We start from the raw sequence: 19,705 nt of genomic DNA, 5'->3' as shown, positions 1-19,705 counted from the left end.
CAACGCCCTGACAGGAAGGCTCATGAATAAGGCGGGCTATACCCGCACCAACAACACGCCCAATTCGGTGGTGTTCATCCAGAATGCCGGGCGCTCGCAGATCAAGGGCTTTGAATTTGACGTGAGCGCCAACGCCACAAGCTGGCTGTTCCTGCGCGCGGCCTATACGTTCGTCGATGCCCGCTTCAAGCAATTCTATGACGATACCACCGAAGAGATTTTCGACACCGATGGCCGGCCGGCCCGGTTGCGCGGTGGCGCCATCAACCCGCTGGATGTCGATGGTCTTTCGGGTGGCGACCTGCGCGGCAACCGGCTGCCGCAAACCCCGCAGCACCAGTTCATCCTGACCGGGCAGGTGACCCGGCCGGTGGCCAAGGACATTTCGGCCTTTGCCCGGGCGGATCTTGCCTATGAAAGCCGCCGCTATTCCCAGGTCGACAATCTCAACTGGGCTGGCGACAGCTACAATCTCAACGTCAACATCGGCATCGAGGGCAAGCACTGGAATCTGACCCTGTTTGCCAGCAATCTTCTGGACGATCAGACGCCGCTGGTGGTGACCCGCCTGCTTGACTTCAATCGCCTGCTGACCCGGGTGAACCCGCTGACCGGGCTGAACCAGACCACATTCTTCCGCGATTTCGCCGTTTCGGCACCGCGGCGGCGCCAGTTCGGCATCATCCTGGGCACGCAGTTCTGATGCCGCTGCGCAACACACCGGTGCAGTGGGGCGGGGTGGCCCGCGCGCTGCACTGGCTGATGGCGCTGCTGATCATCGGCACCTCGCTGTTCGTGCTGCACGTGAACGACAGCATGCCGTGGTTCAAATCATCGCCGCTGGTCTTCATCACCTATATCCACTGGCACAAGGCGTTCGGGCTGCTGGCGCTGGTGCTGGTGCTGGCGCGTCTGGCCTGGCGGCGCAGCAATGTCGTGCCGCAGACGGCACCGCTGACCATGTTCGAGCAAATCTGGTCGCATCGCGCCCATATCGCGCTCTATGCCCTCATGCTGGCAGTGCCGATCACCGGCTGGCTGGCGTCATCGGCGTTCGGCAGCGGCACCAAGGTGTTCGGCCTGTTCACCGTGCCCGGCATCATCCCCAAATCAAAGCCGCTGGTGGCGCCCACCTATTGGGCGCATTTCGGTCTGGCCTGGGCGCTGCTGGCGCTGGTGAGCGTGCACATCATCGCCGCCTTCTGGCACCACGACCGGCGGCGCGACAATGTGCTGATGGGCATGTGGAAGGGCCGGCCCGGCACCCGTCAGGATTGACCGAACGGCAGCAGCGCCTCCAGCGCCGGATCGGGCTGACCGCTCAGGCGGGCGCGGAAGGCGTGTTCGACGATCATCGCCTGTTGTTCGATCCCATAACGAGAAAAGGGCTTGCCGGGCACGAGCGCATAGCCATAGCGGGCGAACGGCGGCCGCCGCAGCGCCAGATGGCCGCCCACCTGAAACTGCCAGACATGCACCATTTCATGGACGAAATGTGCCTGGAAGCCCGGCGGTTCGGCGGCATAATCGGGTGACCAGTTGGGGCCATTGGGGTGGCACCAGATCTGGCCGTTGGGCGCCATCGTCACCCACCAAGGGTGCAACGCCCAATATTTGGCACGGCGGATGCGCACCGGGGCAGGATCGAGCGCGGGACCGAAAACGCTGGCGACCAGCGCGATTTCGCCGGGCGTCAGTGGGCGGTTTTCAGACACGTCTGGCCGCGAAGAAATCTTTCAGCAGGGCAGCACATTGGGCTTCGGCCACCCCGGCGATCACCTCGGGCCGGTGGTGGGACTGGGCGTGGCTGAACACGCGGGCGCCTTGTTCGACCCCCCCCGATTTGGGATCGGAAGCGCCATAGACCAGCCGCTCAACCCGCGCCGCCGCGATGGCCGCCGCGCACATGGCGCATGGCTCCAGCGTGACGGTGAGGGTGCAGCCGGTCAGCCGCTCGCTGCCGAGCGCGGCGCAGGCGGCGCGGATGGCCAGCAGCTCGGCATGGGCGGTGGGATCGTGCAGCTCGCGCGTGCGGTTGCCGGCGCTGGCGATGATGGCACCGGCAGGATCGCTGATCACCGCGCCCACCGGCACCTCCCCGCGCGCGGCGGCGGCGCGGGCTTCGTCCAGCGCCTGGGCCATTGCTTTGGAGGGGGGGAAGACCATGGCAAAACTCTAGCCCAGCCGGCGCGCACGGCCTAGTCTGTGCGGCATGAGCGAGACCATCCACCCCGTCACCCAGGCCGCGCTGGCCATCACCCGCACCACGGCCGAGCAATATCAGGCAGCCCATGCCCGCAGCCTTGCCGACCCCGATGGCTTCTGGCGGGACCAGATCGGCCGGCTGGACTGGTATCGGGCGCCGACCGTGATGGGCAACTGGTCGTGGGATCCGGTGGACATCAAATGGTTTGAAGATGGCGTGATCAACGCCAGCTGGAACTGCCTGGACCGCTGGGCCGAAGCCGATCACACCCGCACCGCGATCATCTGGGAGGCCGATGATCCCAAGGCCAAGACCCGCCGGTTGAGCTATGCCGAGCTGCGCGATGAGGTGACGCGCATGGCCAATGCGCTGGTGGCCCTGGGCGTCGACAAGGGCGACCGGGTGACCATCTACATGCCGATGATCCCGGAAGCGGCGATGGCCATGCTGGCCTGTGCCCGCATCGGCGCGGTGCATTCGGTGGTGTTCGGCGGCTTTTCGGCCGAGAGTCTCGCCGGCCGCATCGAGGATGCGCAAAGCCGCTTCATCATCACCGCCGATGAAGGCCGGCGCGGCGGCAAGCCGATCCCGCTGAAGGCCATTGCCGACGAAGCTTGCGACAAGGCAGAAGCAGCCGGCGTGAATGTGGAGGCCATGCTGGTCATCCGCCACACCGGCGGCGCGATCAGCATGGTGGAGGATCGCGACCATTGGTGGCACGAGATCCGCGCCGAGGTGCCGGCCACCTGCACGCCCGAGCCGATGAACGCCGAAGATCCGCTGTTCATCCTCTACACCAGCGGGTCGACCGGCAAGCCCAAGGGCGTGCTGCATTCGACCGCCGGCTATCTGCTGTGGGCCAATCTGACCTTTGAAACCGTGTTCGATTACCGGGCTGGCGAGATTTTCTGGTGCACCGCCGATGTCGGCTGGGTCACCGGGCACAGCTATATCGTCTATGGCCCGCTGTCGGCCGGGGCGACGGTGCTGATGTTCGAAGGCGTGCCGAGCTGGCCGGCCAATGACCGCTTCTGGCAGGTGATCGACAAGCACAAGGTCAACATCTTCTACACCGCGCCGACCGCATTGAGGGCCATCATGCGCGATGGCGATGAACCGGTGAACCGGCATGATCTGTCCAGTCTGCGCCTGCTCGGCACGGTGGGCGAACCGATCAATCCCGAAGCCTGGAACTGGTATCACCGCGTGGTGGGCAAGGGGCAGCTGCCCATCGTTGACACCTGGTGGCAGACCGAGACCGGCGGCGCGCTTATCACCCCCCTGCCCGGTGCCACGCCGCTGAAGGCCGGCAGCGCCAGCTGGCCATTCTTTGGCATCGAGCCGGCGCTGGTTGAGGCCGATGGCAGCCTGATCGCCTGGACGCCGGGCACCGAGATCAGCGGCAATCTCGTGCTGCTGCGCAGTTGGCCGGGGCAGGCGCGCACGGTGTTCGGCGATCATGAGCGCTTCACCCAGACCTATTTCACCGCCTATCGCGGCCGCTATTTCACCGGCGACGGCGCGCGGCGGGATGCCGATGGTTATTGGTGGATCACCGGGCGCGTCGATGATGTCATCAACGTGTCGGGCCACCGCATGGGCACGGCCGAGGTGGAATCGGCGCTGGTCGCGCACCCGGATGTGGCCGAGGCCGCCGTGGTCGGCTTCCCGCACGACATCAAGGGCCAGGGCATTTATGCCTATGTCACACTGAACGCCGGGGTGGAGGCGAGTGATGCGCTGGCTGCCGCGTTGAAGGCGACGGTCCGCGCCGAAATCGGCGGCATCGCCGTGCCCGACCATATCCACCTGACCCCGGCCCTGCCCAAGACCCGCAGCGGCAAGATCATGCGCCGCATCCTGCGCAAGATCGCCGAGAATGAGTTTGGCGCGCTGGGTGACACCAGCACGCTGGCAGACCCGACGGTGGTAGACGCGCTGATCGAGGGGCGGTTGAACCGCTGAGCCTCACACGTCCAGGTTGGCGACGTTCAGGGCATTTTCCTGGATGAAGGCGCGACGCTCCTCGACCACGTCGCCCATCAGCTTGGCGAAGATGTCGTCGGCATCCGCCGCCTCGCCAATGTCCACCCGCAGCAGGGTGCGGGCGGCCGGGTCCAGCGTGGTTTCCCACAGCTGCTCGGCGTTCATTTCGCCGAGGCCCTTGTAGCGCTGGATCGACAGGCCCTTGCGGCCGGCATCAAGCACGCCCGACAAGAGGTCGGACGGGCGGGTGACGCGCATGGTGCCGAGCATGGCGGGGGCGGCATAGGTGGCGGCTTCCGGCGCCATCAGCGCATGCAGGCGCGGGGCTTCGGGGGCGACCAGGAAGGCGCCATCGATGACATGATAATCGGTGACGCCGCGCCAGGCGCGTTCGACCTGGTAACCGCCGTCGGCCGCCAGGCTGGCGGTCCATTGGCCGCCATCGGTTTCAGCAGCGTTGAGCCAGGCAGCGGTGCGTGCGGCGGCCTCAGTCGAGGCCCCGGCCAGCGCGCCGTTCAGGGCCAGCGCCTCCACAATCGCGGCCGGATAGCGGCGCGGCACATAATCCATCAGGGCATGGGCACGGCGGGCGTGATCGACCAGCGCGGCGAGATCAGCGCCCGAACGCGGGCCGGCGGCGGTGTTGAGCACGAGCGCGCCGGTGCCGGCTTCGACCAGATAATCCTCCAGCGCGGCATTGTCCTTCAGATACACCTCTGACCGGCCGCGGCTGACCTTGTAGAGCGGCGGCTGGGCGATGAAGAGATGGCCCTGCTCGATCAGCTGCGGCATGTGGCGGAAGAAGAAGGTGAGCAGCAGGGTACGGATATGGGCGCCGTCGACATCGGCGTCGGTCATGATGACGATCTTGTGGTAGCGCAGCTTGTCGATGGTGAAATCCTGGGCGATGCCGGTGCCCAGCGCCTGGATCAGCGTGCCGATTTCGCGGGAACCCAGCATGCGGTCCAGCCGGGCGCGTTCGACGTTCAGGATCTTGCCGCGCAGGGGCAGGATCGCCTGATACTGGCGGTTGCGGCCCTGCTTGGCGCTGCCGCCGGCGCTGTCCCCCTCGACCAGGAAGAGTTCGGATTTGACCGGGTCACGTTCCTGACAATCGGCCAGCTTGCCCGGCAGGGAGGCGATGTCGAGCGCGCCCTTGCGGCGGGTGAGGTCGCGCGCCTTCCTCGCGGCTTCGCGGGCAGCGGCGGCGTCGATGATCTTGGCGACGATGGTGCGGGCGTGGGCCGGATTTTCCTGCAGCCACACATCCAGCCGGTCAGCCATCAGGCTTTCCAGCGGCTGGCGCACTTCGGAGGAGACCAGCTTGTCCTTGGTCTGGCTCGAGAATTTCGGATCGGGCAGCTTCACCGAGACGATGGCGGTCAGGCCTTCGCGCATGTCATCGCCGGTCAGGCTGACCTTTTCCTTCTTCAGCAGGCCGGACTGTTCGGCGTAGGCATTGAGCGTGCGGGTGAGCGCGGCGCGGAAGGCGGCGAGGTGGGTGCCGCCATCGCGCTGCGGGATGTTGTTGGTGAAGCAGAGAACCTGCTCGTAATAGCTGTCGTTCCATTCCAGCGCGACATCGATGCCGATGTCATTGGCCTGGCCGGTGATGGCGATGGGGTTGGGGATCAGTGCCTGCTTGGACTTGTCGAGGAACTTCACGAAGGCCGCGATGCCGCCTTCATAATAGAGATCGACCGATTTGCCTTCGGCATGGCGGGCATCGGTGAGCACCAGGCGCACGCCGGAATTGAGGAAGGCCAGCTCGCGGAAGCGGTGTTCCAGCCGGGCATAATCGAAATCGATGAACTTGAAGGTTTCGGCCGACGGGAAGAAGGTGACACGGGTGCCGCGCTTGCCGTTCGATGGGCCCACCACCTTCAGCGGTGCCTGCGCCTCGCCGTGGTGGAAGCGCATCCAATGCTCTTCGCCGTCGCGCCAGATGGTCAGCTCCAGCCATTCCGACAGGGCGTTGACCACCGAGACGCCGACGCCGTGCAGACCGCCCGACACCTTGTAGGCATTGTCGTGGCTGTTGTTGAATTTGCCGCCGGCGTGCAGCTGGGTCATGATCACTTCGGCGGCCGACACGCCTTCCTCGGCATGGATGCCGGTGGGAATGCCACGGCCATTGTCGGTGACGCTCACCGAACCATCGGCGTTCAGCGCGATGTCGATGCGGTCGCAATAGCCGGCCAGCGCCTCGTCGATGGCGTTGTCGCTGACTTCGAACACCATGTGGTGCAGGCCCGACCCGTCATCCGTGTCGCCGATATACATGCCGGGGCGCTTGCGCACGGCATCAAGCCCGCGCAGCACCTTGATGCTGTCGGCGCCATAATCATTGATCTGGGCGGGGTTGGGATTGTTCTCGGTCAAAGCGGGGGCCTGCGGCTTGGGATGGTCCTCCAGCGGCTATAGAGACTCCCGCCCGCGCGCGCGAGGGTTGATTTTGCCGGCTCAGCCTGCCTGGGCGCGCAGCCAGGCCATGGCGGCATCGGGCAGCATCGGCCGGGCAAACCAATAGCCCTGGATGGCCGAGCAGCCGTGGGTGAACAGGAAGTTGCGCTGGCTGTCGGTTTCCACCCCTTCGGCAATCACCTCCAGCCCCAGCGCGCCGCCCAGCTGGATCAGCGAGCGGGCAATCAGGCCCGATCCATCCTCGCTGTCGATGGCGTGGGTGAAGCTGCGATCAATCTTGATGCGATCCACCGGAAAGCTGGTGAGGTGAGAGAGCGAGGCATAGCCGGTGCCGAAATCATCCATGGCCAGCGTGCAGCCCATGGCGCGCAATGCCTCCAGCGTCTGGCCAATGCGGGCGGTGGAGCGGTCGAGCAGGACGGTTTCGGTGACCTCGATTTCCAGCCGGCGGGGCGGGATGGCGTGGCGGGCGAGCGCCGCGGCCACCTGATCAACGAAATCATCGGCCAACAGCTGCGCGGTGGAGACATTGATGGCAAGATGGCCCGGCTCCAGCCCAGCGGCGAGCATGGCGGCAAATCCGGCCATCGCCGCTTCCATCACGGCATGGCCCAGGCTTTGCGCCAGGCCCACATCCTCGGCCAGGCTGATGAATTCGGATGGCGGCACCCATTGGCTGCCATGCTGCCAGCGCGCCAGTGCCTCAAAGCCCAGCACCTTGCCATCGCGCAGCCGTTGTTGCGGCTGCAGCGCGGCCTGCAGCTCGCTGGCGGCCAGCGCCCGGCGCAAGGCTTCCGCCAACTGCGTCCGCCGCACCACGCGCTCGGCCAGCGCGGCGCTGAAAATCACATGGCGGCCGCGGCCCTGGCGTTTGGCATCGAGCAGCGCCGCATCGGCATTGGCGAGCAGCAATTTGGGATCGCAGGGCTGATCCGGAAAGGGCGCGATGCCAACGGAGACGGACGGGGCATAGCGGCTGGCGCCGAGCTGCATCGGGCGGCGCATGCGGGTCATCAGCCCGGTGGCCAGTTCGGCGAGATGATCGGGATCAACGGCGCGGTTGATGATCAGGGCGAATTCATCGCCAGCCAGCCGGGCGGCGATGCTGCCGGGTCCGCCGATCTTGCCCACCAGCATGCGCAGCCGCCGGCCGACGATGCGCAGCAGCAGATCGCCGGCCGCATGGCCCAGGCTGTCGTTCACCGCCTTGAAGAAATCGACATCGAGCAGGATCAGGAAGCCCGGCCGTTCGCCCTGTGCCGCCTGTTCCAGCCGGTACAGCAGCACCTCGCGGTTGGCCAGCCCGGTCAGCGTGTCTTCCTCCGCCCGGCGGCGCAGTTCGCGCTCCGCCCGCTTCAGCTCGCTGACATCGGTGCGGATCGAAACGATGTTGCCGCTTTCCGAAATGGCGGTGCTGGCCTGCATGAACTTGTCGTCCGCCGGGTGGAACACCCGCTTGTAGCCGGCGGCGCGATGCTGGCGCAGATAATCGGCCACCCAGGCGGCGCGGGCTTCGGGCGGATCATCGGCGCTGATTTCCGGCACATAATGATTGGCCATCACCTTGCGGGTGATGATGTTGGCCAGGGTTTCGCCCGGAACCATGAACTGGCGGTTGCCCGGGAGGATATCGCGATAAACCTCGTTCACCAGGATCAGCCGTTCATCGGCATCATAGACTGACAGCGCCGCCGGAATCCCGCTGATCACATCGCGCAACAGTGTTTCGGTGCGGCTGCGCAATTCCAGCTCGCGCGCGGCGCGGGTGGCAGCAACATGGCGATCGGTGATGTCTTCAAACGTGCCGAGCAGATAGAGCGCCTCGCTGCGCTTCCGCCGCACCGCGCGGCCACGCGCCCGCACTTGGCGGCGTTCGCCATCGCCGCGGCGGATGGCCAGTTCCAGATCCCAGGGCTTGCCATCCTGGCTGGCCCGCTCGACCGCATCGGCCACGATCTGCCGATGTTCCGGCACATAGAAATTCACCGCGAGATCGAGTGTGGGGACAAAACCGGCCGACACGCCGTGGATCCGCCGCGTCTGGTTGCTCCACCACAGGGTGCCGCCGGGCGTGTATTGCCAGGCCCCGATGCCGGCCACTTCCAGGATCGGTTCGGCTGCCGCCAACGCACGGGCATCCAGCGGCCGGCCCGCCAGGGGGCTGCGCGGCGCCAGTTGCTCGTCCAGCAACCAACTCACGTCCGACATCGGGTTCATTCTCCCAGGATCATGTCGAAGGGCAACGGCGATTCGCGACTTTGCTTTATTTCAGGCTATGCGCCCAAATCGTAAAATTTTGACCAAGGCTGCCAAAAGCTTTCCAGTTTTGCCTTTCGGCGATCAGCCCGGCGGGGCGGATGGCAGCACGACCCCGTGGTCGACGTGCAGCCAGCAGCCGGCAACAGCATCAAACAGTGCCGGATCGGTGCCGGTCATCCACGCCTGCACGCCCATGCCGGCCAATTGGCTGAACAGCGCCGCTCGGCGGCCGGCATCCAGATGCGCGGCAATTTCATCGAGCAGCAGGATCGGCGGCCGGCCCTGGCGATCCGCCACCAGCCCGGCATGGGCCAGCACGATGGCGATCAGCAGCGCCTTCTGCTCGCCGGTGGAACAGGCGGCGGCCGGCATCGCCTTGGCCTGGTGGGTGACGATCAGATCGGCGCGGTGCGGCCCTTCGATGGCGCGCCCTGCAGCGGCATCGCGCGCCCGGCCCCGTGCCAGCCGGCCAGCCAGTTCATCGGCATTATTGCCGGCAAGCGCGATCAACGGGCGCGCAAACGGGCCATCGGGGGCGGCCGCCAGCGCATCGGCCAATGCGGCCAGCACATCGGCGCGGGCGGCGGCGATGGCGGTGCCGTGGCTGGCCATGTCCGCCTCCAGCGCGGCCAGCCAGACGGGATCGGCCGGCGCATCGGCGGCGAGCAGGCGGCTGCGCTCGCGCATCGCTGCCTCATAACGGCTGACCCGCTGGCCGTGTCCGGGGTGCAGCGCCAGCACCAGCCGGTCGAAAAAGCGCCGCCGGGCCGAGGCGCTGTCGCTGAACAGCCGGTCCATCGCCGGAGTGAGCCAGACCAGGGCCAGCCATTCGCCCAGCGCCGCCGCGGTGGCCGCCGCCCCGTTGATCCGCACCAGCCGGCGTTCGGGCGCATCGGCCACCGTGCCGGTGCCCAGCTGCACCGGGCCATCCGGGCTGGTCAGGCTGGCCGCCACGCTCCAGCCGCCGGGGCCACCGTGGCGTGCCACGGCCGACAGGGCCGCCCCGCGCAGGCCACGGCCGGGCACCAGCAGCGAGATGGCTTCCAATATGTTGGTCTTGCCGGCGCCATTCTCCCCGGTGATCACCACCAGGGCGGGCGCGGCCTCCAGACTGGCTGCGGCGTGGTTGCGAACATCGGTGAGGGCAAGGCGGGTGATCGCCGTCACAGATCAAGCAGGCGGTGCTTGCCGGCGTCGAAACGATGGTAGGGGATGGGCCGCGTCGGGTCGCTGAGCCGCGCCGCCACATCGGCGAGGATGGCGCGGGTGATGCTGGGCAGGTCCAGCCTTTCCGCCTCGTCCCAGCGGAACCAGGCGATCTCGTCGAGCTCGCCCGAGCCGCTGGTGGGATCAAGGCTGACCAGCGCGCCCGCATCGGCCATGAAGAAGCGCGCATCAAAGCGGCGCGGCCGCACCCGCGGCGTGATGGCGCGGCCCACGAACTGCAGCGGTGCCAAGTGCGGCAGATAGCCGAGCCCGAGAAAGTCCCGCCATTCCGGTGAGCGGGTGACACCCTTGCCGGGCTGGCCGAGCACCAGGCCGGTTTCCTCGAACAGCTCGCGCACGGCCGCCGCCGCCAGGGCGCGGGCGCGCGGCGGCGGCGCGGTGCGGCACAAGGGCGTGGCGACATGATCGGCCAGTTCGCTGGCAACGGGCACACGGAAATCGCTGGGATGGATGCGCCCGCCGGGGAACACCCATTTCTGCGCCATGAAGACATGGCCGCGCGCGCGCCGGCCCATCAGGACGCGTGGGGGTCCGCCATCGCGGCGGATCAGCAGCAGGGTGGCGGCATCCTTGGGCCGCAGCGAACGGCCCGGCAGGATCGGCACATTGTCTTCATCGACGCGCATGGAAATTTCCTAGCGCAACTGCGGCCGTCACACCAAGGTCATCAGCGCTTGGGCGGTGTAATCGGTCATGTCGCCAAAGCGGCCGTCGCGCACCTTGTGCGGCCAATCCGGATCGACGATCAGGGCGCGGCCCACCGCCACCAGATCAAATTCGTCCCGCTCCAGCCGGGCGAGCAGATTGTCGATGCTGGCCGGCTTTGATGCTTCGCCGCGCATGCCGGCAACAAATTCGCCCGACAGGCCGATGCTGCCCACGGTGATGGTGGGTGTGCCGGTGAGCTTTTTCGCCCAGCCGGCGAAGTTGAGGCCGTCCGGCCCGTCAATCTCGGGGAATTCCGGTTCCCAGAAGCGGCGCTGCGAGCAGTGGAAGGCATCGGCGCCGGCTTCGGCCAGCGGGGCGAGCCAGGCCAGCAGCGCATCCGGGCTGGGGGCGAGGCGGAAGCCGAAATCCTGCTGCTTCCATTGCGACAGGCGGATGATCACTGGATAATCCGGGCCAACGGCGGCGCGCACGGCCTTCAGCAGCTCGGCGGCAAAGCGGGCGCGTTCGGGCAGGGTGGCCCCGCCCCAGCGCTCGTCGCGGCGGTTGGTTTCGCCCCAGAAGAATTGATCGATCAGATAGCCATGGGCGCCGTGCAGTTCGACGGCATCAAAGCCCAGCCGCTTGGCGTCGCCGGCGGCGCGGGCGAAGGCGGCGATGGCATCGGCCACATCTTCATCGGACATCACCCGGCCATTGGTCTTGTCCGGCATGTAGAGGCCCGACGGGCTTTCGGCTTCTTCGGCCTTGGGGTTGCGGCGGTTGGGCAGGGCGCCGACATGCCACAGTTGCGGCGCGATCTTGCCGCCTTCGCCGTGCACCGCCTTGACCACCTGGCCCCAGCCATCAAGGGCCGAGCCGAAGAAATGCGGCACATCCGGATCATTGGCCGCGCCGATCCGCTCCACCGCCGTGCCTTCGGTGATGATCAGGCCAACCCCGCCGGCCGCGCGTTTGCGATAATATTCGGCGACATTTTCGCCGGGCTGGCCCGCCGGCGAGAAGCTGCGCGTCATCGGGGCCATGGCGATGCGGTTGGGCAGCGCCAGGCCGTTGAGGGTGAAGGCGCGGAAGAGGGTTTGCGTGCTCATGGCCGCTTCCCTAGCGGATCGGGCCGGAAATGCACGCCTCTCAAAAGTTGACCCCCGGCACCGGGGGCGGGTGCCGGGGGTCGTGTCTGCGCTCTTCACGCATGCAGCCACTGGTGGTTACGCGTGCAATCCGGTCAACAGGGGGCAAAACCCGGATCGCCGAACAGCGGCTACACGTGGGTTATGGCTGATTCGACCTTGCCCGCCCATGAACGGGGTGTTTGTTTCTGTTCAGATTTCAGCGCCATTCGGCAGGGCGTTGCGCCCTTTGACCATTTGGCAGTTCAATCACGTCTGGAAATTGCGCATGTGAAAGATGACGACGCTCGATATGACGGACAAAACTGGCGACCTCCCTCAGCCTTGGATTTGGACTGGGCACCGGCGTGAGCAAACCAACCGTCTTGCCCAGTTCGCGGGTTGCTAGCCTGATCGGCTCGATCAGATCGGCGTCGTTCGAAATCACTGCTGCGGCTTCAAAGCTGTTTCGAAAACTGTCCATCAAAAGATGGCTGGCAAGGTTGACGTCAGAGCCCTTCTCCTCGGTCTTGATGATCTTGACGACGTCAGGTGCTGGCTCATTGGCTGGCCAAGAGATTCTTGGTCGGAATTCAGGCGGCTGAGCAAGTTCCGCAAATTTTGATGATGTGAGGAAGTTGCCCATGTGGGCTTCGAAACCGGGCAGCGTGGCCAAGGCATTGAGATAGGCTTGTTGCCTGCCGGGCGCTTGTCGGTCTCGTCGCCCGGACACTCGAGCGGAAAAATATCGCATTCGAACGATCTCGGCTGTTTTTGGCAGTGCAGCTTGCGCCATGGCAAGGATGTTCAGCCATTTCAGCGAAGGATCCGATTGAAGCAACCGGTAATAGAGATTGAACCCATCAACATAAACAAAAGTGCGCATTGTTTCATTATCACAGGAAAAGCGAAGGCCGCCAACTGACGTTGGCGGCCTTCGAACCGGCAGCACGCTGCGCGGTGGGTATGTCCGGTTTTTAGGACTAGTTATCCTAATTTGCAAGCAGGACCGGCTGTCAGATTTCAGCGCGCCGCCTTGCGCGGATCGGCAAAGCCCCAGTTCACGCCGGCCATGCTGGCGCCATAGCGGACATTGGCCAATCGCACCTCGCTGCGGCCGCCTTGCGCATCCAGCGCAGTCCAGCCAGCCAGCGCCAGGCCGCCGGGCGCCGCGGCGGAGCGGGTGAAGCGGATGTGCAGGGTGCCAAACTCCGGCCGCTTGGGATCGCGGGCGAGCACTTCGACCAGGCCGGGCGAATCGAGCGTGATGCGGGCGAGCGGCGCCAGATCGGGTTCGGCGGCCAGCAGGATCTGCAGCGGCGTCTTGCGGACCGGCCAGCGGCTGACCTGCTTCACCTCATAATCAACAAAGGCCAGCGTGCGGCCATCGGCGACCAGCAGCATCGGCGCGCGATCATATTGGAACCGCACCTTGCCGGGGCGCGCCAGCCACAATTTGCCAGGCAGTATGCGGCCATCGGCGCCCTGCTGCACGAAATCGGCCGCAAGGCTGGTGGTGCCTTTCAGCGATGTGGCGACATCAGCGAGCGTGGTGGCACTGGCCGGGGCGGCCAGCAGCAGGGCAAGGGGAAGAAGCATGCGCATGGCCGCGCGCCTTACACGGCCGCGGCTTCATGCGCCATGAACGGATCAGGCGGCCGCGCCAAGATAACCGAGCTGGGCGGCCTTGAAGATGGTCTGGCTGCGGTTGACGGCGTTCAGCTTTTCGCCGGCATTCTGGATGTGGAAGCGCACGGTGGCGTGGCTGCGCGACAGGATCAGGCTGATTTCCTTGTCGGTCTTGCCGATGCTGGCCCAGCGCAGGCATTCCACCTCGCGCTTGGTGAGCTGGCAATCGCCCGGCAGCCAGCGGCGGGTGCGGTGCGCCTTCACATAACCGGCCAGGAAACGGTGGGACATCAGGGCGAGCGGATCGCCCCAGGCATCATATTCGGCCGACAGATCGGAGCGGCCCGGATCGCGACTGACAAAGCAGACCGCGCCGATCTGGCCAAAGGGCAGGTGCACCGGCACCACGATCGCGGCCTTGGTCAGCGCGCGCTTCTCGAAATTCTCGAGGTTCATCTCGTCGAGATAGGGGTTGGGCTGGCGGGTGTAGAAGCCGGTGGCATTGGCCCAGAAGACTTCCGATTCGTAGCGGCAGGCGCGCGGCAGCGGCGAGGACAGCGCCAGCTTGGTGTCCTTCCACCAATGTTCGCTTTCGCCAGTCCAGCCGAAGACATCGGCGGCCAGGATGTTGCCGTCGGCATCCTCCATCGGATGCTTGGAGGCGATATTGTCCACCGCGATGACATGCAGCCCACCGCAGCCCAGCGCGATATCGCGCAGCGCCTCGGCGGCGCGGCGCACATCGGCCATCGACCGGACCGAAACAGCAGCAAGATTGGCACGCAGATCCATGACGTCACTCCCCAGCGCGTTGCAGGAAGGGCCTAGCCTCTGACGGGCCATGTGATTGCCCTGTTCCTCTATCGAATTCGGGCGGGAAGTAATCACAGCCTTGACCCGGCGGCAATGGTCTTTCGGCATCGCATCGGCCGGTTCGATATTGGCCGTTCAATGTCTTGCATCCCGCCTTGCCTTTGCTACCCTATGCCGCACCGGGGGGAAAATGGACGTGAACGTTCCAATGCACGCACCGCGCCGCGGCCGCTCGCAACAGGTGGGGGCCTGGGGCTGGTTGACCCGAATCGCCGCGTTGGTTTGGGCGATTCTGGCGGCCGAATCGGCGGTGCTGGCTGCCGGGCATGACCGCGCCCTGCACCAGGGCGTTGCCACCTGCGCCGGTTCGACCTGCCATGGCCGGCAGGAGGCGACCGGCCCGCGCGTGCGCCAGAACGAGGTGATGACGTGGAGCGATCCGGCCAGCCTGACCGGCGCGCACAGCCGCGCCTGGAAGGTGCTGATGGAGCCGCGCGCCCAGGCCATCGGCCGGCGGCTGGGCATTGCCAATGTCGCCGCCAGCCCCGAATGCATCAATTGCCATGGTGATCCCGCCCCGGTGCGCGGGCCGAAGTTCCAGCAATCGGATGGTGTTGGTTGCGAAGCCTGCCATGGCGGATCGGTGAACTGGCTGGCCAGCCATGCCAGTGTGAAGGCCAGCACCGCCGACAACATGGCGCGCGGCATGTGGGCGATGCACAATCCCGCCGTGCGCGCCGGCGTTTGCCTGGATTGCCATTTCGGATCGGACAAGCCGGGCCAGTTCGTGTTTCACCGCATCATGGCCGCCGGCCACCCGCGCGTGGCGTTCGAGCTGGACCTGTTCACCAGCCTGCAATCGCACCATGATGAAGACGCTGATTATCGGGCACAAAAAGGGATTTCCGGCGGCGTGAAGACCTGGGCGGTGGGCCAGGCCATGGCGGTGGAACGGGCGCTGAGCCTGTTGCCCGCCGCATCGGCCGGGCTGACCGGGCCGGATTATTATTTCTATGATTGCCGCAGTTGCCATCGCACGTTCAGCGATGATCCGGCCGCCCAGCTGGTGGCGCGCAGCAACGGCTGGCGGCCGATCCCACCCGGCCACCCGGTGTGGAATGACGAGCAGATGATCATGCTGATGGCCGCTGCCCGTGTGGCGGCGCCCGATCTGGCGCGCAGCCTCGAGGGCCAGAGCCGCGCCTTCCACGCCGCGCTGGGCGGTGACCGGGCGGGCGCGTTGAAGGCGGCGGCGGCGTTGAAGGCCACGGCGGGCACTCTGGCCCGGCGCTTTGCCGGCGCAAGCTTTGACCGGGCGCAGAGCTTTGCGCTGATCGAGGCGGTGCTGGTGGGCAATGCGCCGGCCTACACCGATTATCAGGGCGGTGCGCAGGCCGTGATGGCGGCGGACACGCTGCTGAATGCGCTGGTGGCCGCCGGCCAGGTGGACCGGGCGGCGGCGCTGGCGTTGCGGCCCGATCTTGACCGCGCCTATGCCCTGGCCCGCGATGCCAATCGCTGGGATGCGCCGGCATTCCGCGCCGCGCTGGGCCAGATTGCCGCCAGGGCACGGGCGCTGAAATGACGCCGGCTGTGCGCATCACGGCGGGCGTTGCAGCGGCTGCACTGCTGCTGGCCGGTTGCGGCGGTGGCGGCGCGCCTTCCACCCCGGTGGCGGTCAGCCCGACGCCGTCACCCGGGGTCAGCCCGGCCAGCGTGTTTACCCGCCCGCCCGCCGAAGCGCTGACCACCGCCGATGTGCAGGCGATCATTGCCCGCGCCGCCGCCGAAGCAACGGCGCGCAATCTGCCGGCGGTGATTGCCGTGGTGGATCGGGTGGGGAATGTGCTGGCCGTCTATCGCATGGCTGGTGCGCGCGCCACCGCCACCACCCGCGCCAACGCCAATGGCGCCAACATCGATGCGCAAGGGGTCACGGTGCCGGCCGAGCTGGCCGCGATCGCCAAGGCCATCACTGGCGCCTATCTGTCATCAGGCGGCAATGCCTTTTCCACCCGCACCGCATCGATGATCGTGCAGCCGCATTTCCCGCCCTCGGCCCGCACGGTGGGGCTGGAATCGGGCCCACTTTATGGCGTGCAGTTCAGCCAATTGCCCTGTTCCGATCTGGTGGCGCGCTTTGGCGTGGGCAGCCCGTTCATCGGCCCCAAACGCTCCCCGCTGGGCCTTGCCGCCGATCCCGGCGGTTTCCCGCTCTACAAGAACGGCGTTGCCGTGGGCGGTGTCGGCATCATGGCCGATGGCGATTATGGTTTTGACAGCGAAGTGACCGACACCGATGTCGACGACGAGGAGCATATCGCGCTCGCCGCCACCACCGGGTTCGAGGCGCCGGCGACCATCCGGGCGGAGCGGATTTCGGTGGATGGCACATTGCTGCGCTACAGCGATGCGGTGGCGGCGGGCCTGCGCGCCAATCCGGCCAGCGCGCCCGGCTTTGCCAGCCTGACCGGCAGCCTGGTGGCGGTGGCTGGCTTCAACGCCGCCAGCATCGTGGCCGGCACCCCCTATGGCAGCGAGGCCAGCGGCGTGCGGCCGGCGACAGCGGCGGAGTTCAACCATCCCGATGCCTATGTGCTGAGCGACGGGGCCGGTGCCAACCGCTACCCGGTGCGGGCCGGCAGCGATGCCGGCGATGTGGCGCAGCCGCTGACCGCTGCCGAGGCCCGCGCCATCCTGGAAGAGGCCTTTGCCATCATGGCGCGCGCCCGCGCCCAGATCCGCCAGCCGCTCGACAGCCGGGCGCAGGTGTCGATTTCGGTGGTGGACACGCGCGGCACCGTGCTGGGGCTGGTGCGATCCCCGGATGCGCCGGTGTTCGGCATCGATGTCTCGTTGCAAAAGGCGCGCACGGCGGCCTTTTTCTCCAACCCGCGCGCGGCTGCCGAACTGGGCGCGGTGGTGACGGCAGCTGGTGCGCCGGATGCCAATGTGCGTGATTTCGTTGCCAAGACCAACGCCTTCTTTGGCAACACCGGCTTCCTCACCGGGCAGGTGGCCGTGTCAAACCGTGCCATCGGCAACATCGCCCGCCCCTATTTCCCCGATGGCGAGGCCGGGCGGCCGCCGGGTGCCCTGAGCCGTGACATCAGGGGTTGGTCGCCCTTTTCCACCGGCCTGCAATCGGCGCTGATCGTGCAGAATCTGGTGCAGGTGCTGGGTGGCGGCGACCCCCGGCAGTGCAGCTTCCTGCCCAACACGGCCAGCGGTCAGAACCGGTTGGCCAATGGCATCCAGATCTTTCCCGGTGCCGTGCCCATCTATCGCGGCGCCACGCTGGTGGGCGCGATCGGCGTGTCGGGCGACGGCATCGATCAGGACGACATGATCAGCTTCCTCGGCACCAGCAATGCCGGGCTGCGTGTGGGCGGCATCGGCCTGCCGCCGGCCAGCGTGCGGTCCGACCAAGTGGAGGTGCCGTTGGCCACCGGCAACCGGGTGCGGCTGCGCTTTGTTGGCTGCCCGTTTGCGCCCTTCCTCGACACGAGCGAGAACAATGTCTGCCAGGCGCGCTGAGTGGCGCAGCCTCGTGCTGCTGGCGCTGCTGGGCAGCGCGGGGCCGGCCGTGGCCAAGCCGTTCGGCAAATGGTTTGATTGCTATGCCAAGGTGGAACCGCCCAAGGACCGGCTGCCGGGCGACGAGGCCGCGCCGCCAGCCGATCCGCAAGCCGGCAATCTGCCCGGCCGGCGGGTGCCGGGGATGGGCGGGCCGCAGACGTGGGACCCGGTGGTGCAGGCCAACCAGGGCGCGGTGGCCTGGCCGAAGCAGGGCGATTTTCCTGCCGATCATCTGCCGGTGCCCGATCGCTGGCGGCTGATCGAAACGCTGGGCCTGGTCAAATCCAACTGGAAAGACCCTTATAACCAGAACACGTTGAAGGGCGATCGGCCGATCTGCGGCACGCACGACCTGTTCCTGCAGTTGACCGCGATTTCCGATACGCTGGCCGAACCGCGCAGCTTCCCCATCCCGGTGGGCGTGCAGACGACGGAGCGGCCGGGCAACAATGACGTGTTCGGCCGCCAGTATAGCGAGGTGTTCGCGCAGACCTTCATCCTGGGCGCGGCGTTGACCAAGGGCAGCACGGCCTTCAAGCCGCCCGAATATGAACTGCGGGCGGCGATTGCCTTCAACGTGAACCATGTCGACGTGCCGGAACAGCGGGTGCTGTCGGTGCTGCCGTCGAAGCGATCCTTGCGCACCGATGCGTTCGTGGGCGTGCAGGAATTGTTCCTGGATTATCACCTTCGGAACACGTCGGACCGCTATGATTTCGATTCGATCCGGGTCGGCATCCAGCCCTTTTCCAGCGATTTTCGCGGCTTCCTGTTCCAGGACAACCAGCTGGGCGTGCGGCTGTTCGGGAACCGCGACAACAACCGATTCCAATATAATCTGGCGGCCTTCTGGCGGCTGGAGAAGGACAGCAACTCGGGGCTGAACGCCGTGCTGCGCGCACCCCGCCGCGATGCGCTGTTCGTGGCCAATCTCTATCGCCAGGATCTGCCGCTGCCGGGGATGACCAGCCAGGTGAGCGCCATCTGGAACATCAACCGCGAGCGAAATGATGTGCAGGTGGACACCAATGGCTTCCCGGTGCGGCCGGCGCTGCTCGGCACCCTGCGGGGCCGCAGCTATGATGTGGTGTATCTCAGCTACAACGCCGATGGCCATATCGGCCGGCTCAACCTGTCGCTGTCGGCCACGCATGCGACGGGAACCAACCGCAACAACATCTTCACGGACCGGCGGGCGAAGATCAACAGCTGGTTCGTGGCGGTGGAGCCGAGCTATGACCGCGGCTGGGCGCGCTTCCGGGCTTCGGCACTCTATGCCTCGGGCGATTCCAACCCGTATGACGATGTCGACAGTGGCTATGCGGCGATTTTCGAGAATCCGCAGTTTGCCGGTGCCGACACGAGTTACTGGGTGCGCCAGACCATTCCCTTTGCCGGCGGCGGCCGCGCCATTTCGGTGAACAGCCGCAACGGCATATTGAACGATCTCAGGTCGTCCAAGGAACAGGGCCAGGCCAATTTCACCAACCCCGGCACCATGTTGCTGGGCGTGGGCGCCGATTTCGACATATTGCCCGAACTCAGGATCAGCGGCAGCGCCAATCATCTGTGGTTTGCCACCACCGCCACGCTGCAGGCGCTGCGCGTGGAAGGGACGATCCCCAAGGATATCGGGTGGGATCTGTCGACGGCGGCGACCTACCGCCCGCACTTCAACCAGAATCTGGTGTTCCGCCTGTCGGGCGCGGTGCTGAAGCCCGGCGCCGGCTTCCGCGACCTGTTCACCAATTCACCCCGCACCGGCCATTATTATTCGGTGCTGTTCAACGCTGTGCTGGCTTATTGA

The 19,705-nt window shown here is 66.4% G+C and carries 16 protein-coding genes; 6 read left to right on the top strand and 10 right to left on the bottom strand.

Going from position 1 to position 19,705, the window contains the following annotated elements:
* Positions 1 to 22: 22 nt before the first annotated feature.
* Positions 23 to 703 carry a TonB-dependent receptor domain-containing protein gene (locus CHU93_RS04340; protein WP_094472925.1) on the top strand — a complete coding sequence of 227 codons (681 nt, stop codon included), beginning with the start codon at positions 23 to 25 and terminating at the stop codon, positions 701 to 703.
* The gene (locus CHU93_RS04335) at positions 703 to 1,278 is read left to right on the top strand and encodes a cytochrome b (protein ID WP_094472924.1); all 576 of its coding nucleotides are present in this window, start codon (positions 703 to 705) and stop codon (positions 1,276 to 1,278) included. The genes CHU93_RS04340 and CHU93_RS04335 overlap by 1 nt, the downstream gene beginning before the upstream one ends.
* On the opposite strand, the gene CHU93_RS04330 is transcribed toward CHU93_RS04335, so the two are convergent.
* Positions 1,269 to 1,715 carry a vgr related protein gene (locus CHU93_RS04330; RefSeq protein ID WP_094472923.1) on the bottom strand — a complete coding sequence of 149 codons (447 nt, stop codon included), beginning with the start codon at positions 1,713 to 1,715 and terminating at the stop codon, positions 1,269 to 1,271. The two genes, CHU93_RS04335 and CHU93_RS04330, sit on opposite strands and share 10 nt — an antisense overlap.
* Positions 1,708 to 2,142, bottom strand: coding sequence for a nucleoside deaminase (locus CHU93_RS04325; protein WP_094472922.1), 435 nt, complete (start codon positions 2,140 to 2,142; stop codon positions 1,708 to 1,710). Before CHU93_RS04325 ends, CHU93_RS04330 begins: the two co-directional genes overlap by 8 nt.
* Before the next feature lie 70 nt (positions 2,143 to 2,212).
* Between CHU93_RS04325 and acs the strand changes: the two genes are divergently transcribed.
* Positions 2,213 to 4,171 (top strand): acetate--CoA ligase, encoded by a 1,959-nt coding sequence (gene acs / locus CHU93_RS04320; RefSeq protein ID WP_094472921.1) that lies wholly within the window; start codon positions 2,213 to 2,215, stop codon positions 4,169 to 4,171.
* A gap of 3 nt (positions 4,172 to 4,174) precedes the next feature.
* Here acs and gyrB read toward each other — a convergent pair whose 3' ends face one another.
* From gyrB to CHU93_RS04280, 8 genes are all read right to left on the bottom strand, one after another.
* Positions 4,175 to 6,574: a DNA topoisomerase (ATP-hydrolyzing) subunit B gene (gyrB, locus tag CHU93_RS04315; RefSeq protein ID WP_094472920.1), complete on the bottom strand. Its 2,400-nt coding sequence runs from the start codon at positions 6,572 to 6,574 to the stop codon at positions 4,175 to 4,177.
* 81 nt (positions 6,575 to 6,655) lie between these two features.
* Positions 6,656 to 8,824: a sensor domain-containing protein gene (locus tag CHU93_RS04310; protein ID WP_165768597.1), complete on the bottom strand. Its 2,169-nt coding sequence runs from the start codon at positions 8,822 to 8,824 to the stop codon at positions 6,656 to 6,658.
* Positions 8,825 to 8,956: 132 nt separating this feature from the next.
* A complete protein-coding gene (recF, locus tag CHU93_RS04305) occupies positions 8,957 to 10,042 on the bottom strand; it encodes a DNA replication/repair protein RecF (RefSeq protein WP_094472918.1) in 1,086 nt (361 codons plus the stop codon).
* Entirely contained in the window at positions 10,039 to 10,728 is a 690-nt protein-coding gene (locus CHU93_RS04300; protein ID WP_094472917.1) for an NUDIX hydrolase, read from the bottom strand. The genes recF and CHU93_RS04300 overlap by 4 nt, the downstream gene beginning before the upstream one ends.
* 27 nt (positions 10,729 to 10,755) lie before the next feature.
* Positions 10,756 to 11,859 carry an NADH:flavin oxidoreductase gene (locus CHU93_RS04295; RefSeq protein ID WP_094472916.1) on the bottom strand — a complete coding sequence of 368 codons (1,104 nt, stop codon included), beginning with the start codon at positions 11,857 to 11,859 and terminating at the stop codon, positions 10,756 to 10,758.
* Positions 11,860 to 12,097: 238 nt separating this feature from the next.
* Positions 12,098 to 12,763, bottom strand: coding sequence for an NYN domain-containing protein (locus tag CHU93_RS04290; protein WP_094472915.1), 666 nt, complete (start codon positions 12,761 to 12,763; stop codon positions 12,098 to 12,100).
* Positions 12,764 to 12,900: 137 nt separating this feature from the next.
* The gene (locus tag CHU93_RS04285; RefSeq protein WP_094472914.1) at positions 12,901 to 13,482 is read right to left on the bottom strand and encodes an outer membrane lipoprotein carrier protein LolA; all 582 of its coding nucleotides are present in this window, start codon (positions 13,480 to 13,482) and stop codon (positions 12,901 to 12,903) included.
* Between the two features lie 45 nt (positions 13,483 to 13,527).
* Positions 13,528 to 14,298: a helix-turn-helix transcriptional regulator gene (locus CHU93_RS04280; RefSeq protein ID WP_086115543.1), complete on the bottom strand. Its 771-nt coding sequence runs from the start codon at positions 14,296 to 14,298 to the stop codon at positions 13,528 to 13,530.
* Between the two features lie 211 nt (positions 14,299 to 14,509).
* Between CHU93_RS04280 and CHU93_RS04275 the strand changes: the two genes are divergently transcribed.
* Genes CHU93_RS04275 through CHU93_RS04265 form a run of 3 tightly spaced genes read left to right on the top strand, consistent with a single transcriptional unit; the run spans position 14,510 to position 19,705 of the window.
* On the top strand, positions 14,510 to 15,904 hold the full coding sequence (locus CHU93_RS04275) for a multiheme c-type cytochrome (RefSeq protein WP_243375217.1): 1,395 nt from the start codon (positions 14,510 to 14,512) through the stop codon (positions 15,902 to 15,904).
* Entirely contained in the window at positions 15,901 to 17,856 is a 1,956-nt protein-coding gene (locus tag CHU93_RS04270; protein ID WP_094472913.1) for a heme-binding protein, read from the top strand. The genes CHU93_RS04275 and CHU93_RS04270 overlap by 4 nt, the downstream gene beginning before the upstream one ends.
* A complete protein-coding gene (locus tag CHU93_RS04265) occupies positions 17,837 to 19,705 on the top strand; it encodes a hypothetical protein (RefSeq protein ID WP_094472912.1) in 1,869 nt (622 codons plus the stop codon). Before CHU93_RS04270 ends, CHU93_RS04265 begins: the two co-directional genes overlap by 20 nt.

Origin of the sequence: Sandarakinorhabdus cyanobacteriorum, from assembly GCF_002251755.1 — a bacterium.
GTDB lineage: Bacteria > Pseudomonadota > Alphaproteobacteria > Sphingomonadales > Sphingomonadaceae > Sandarakinorhabdus > Sandarakinorhabdus cyanobacteriorum.
This window is presented reverse-complemented; position numbering and strand designations above follow the sequence as displayed.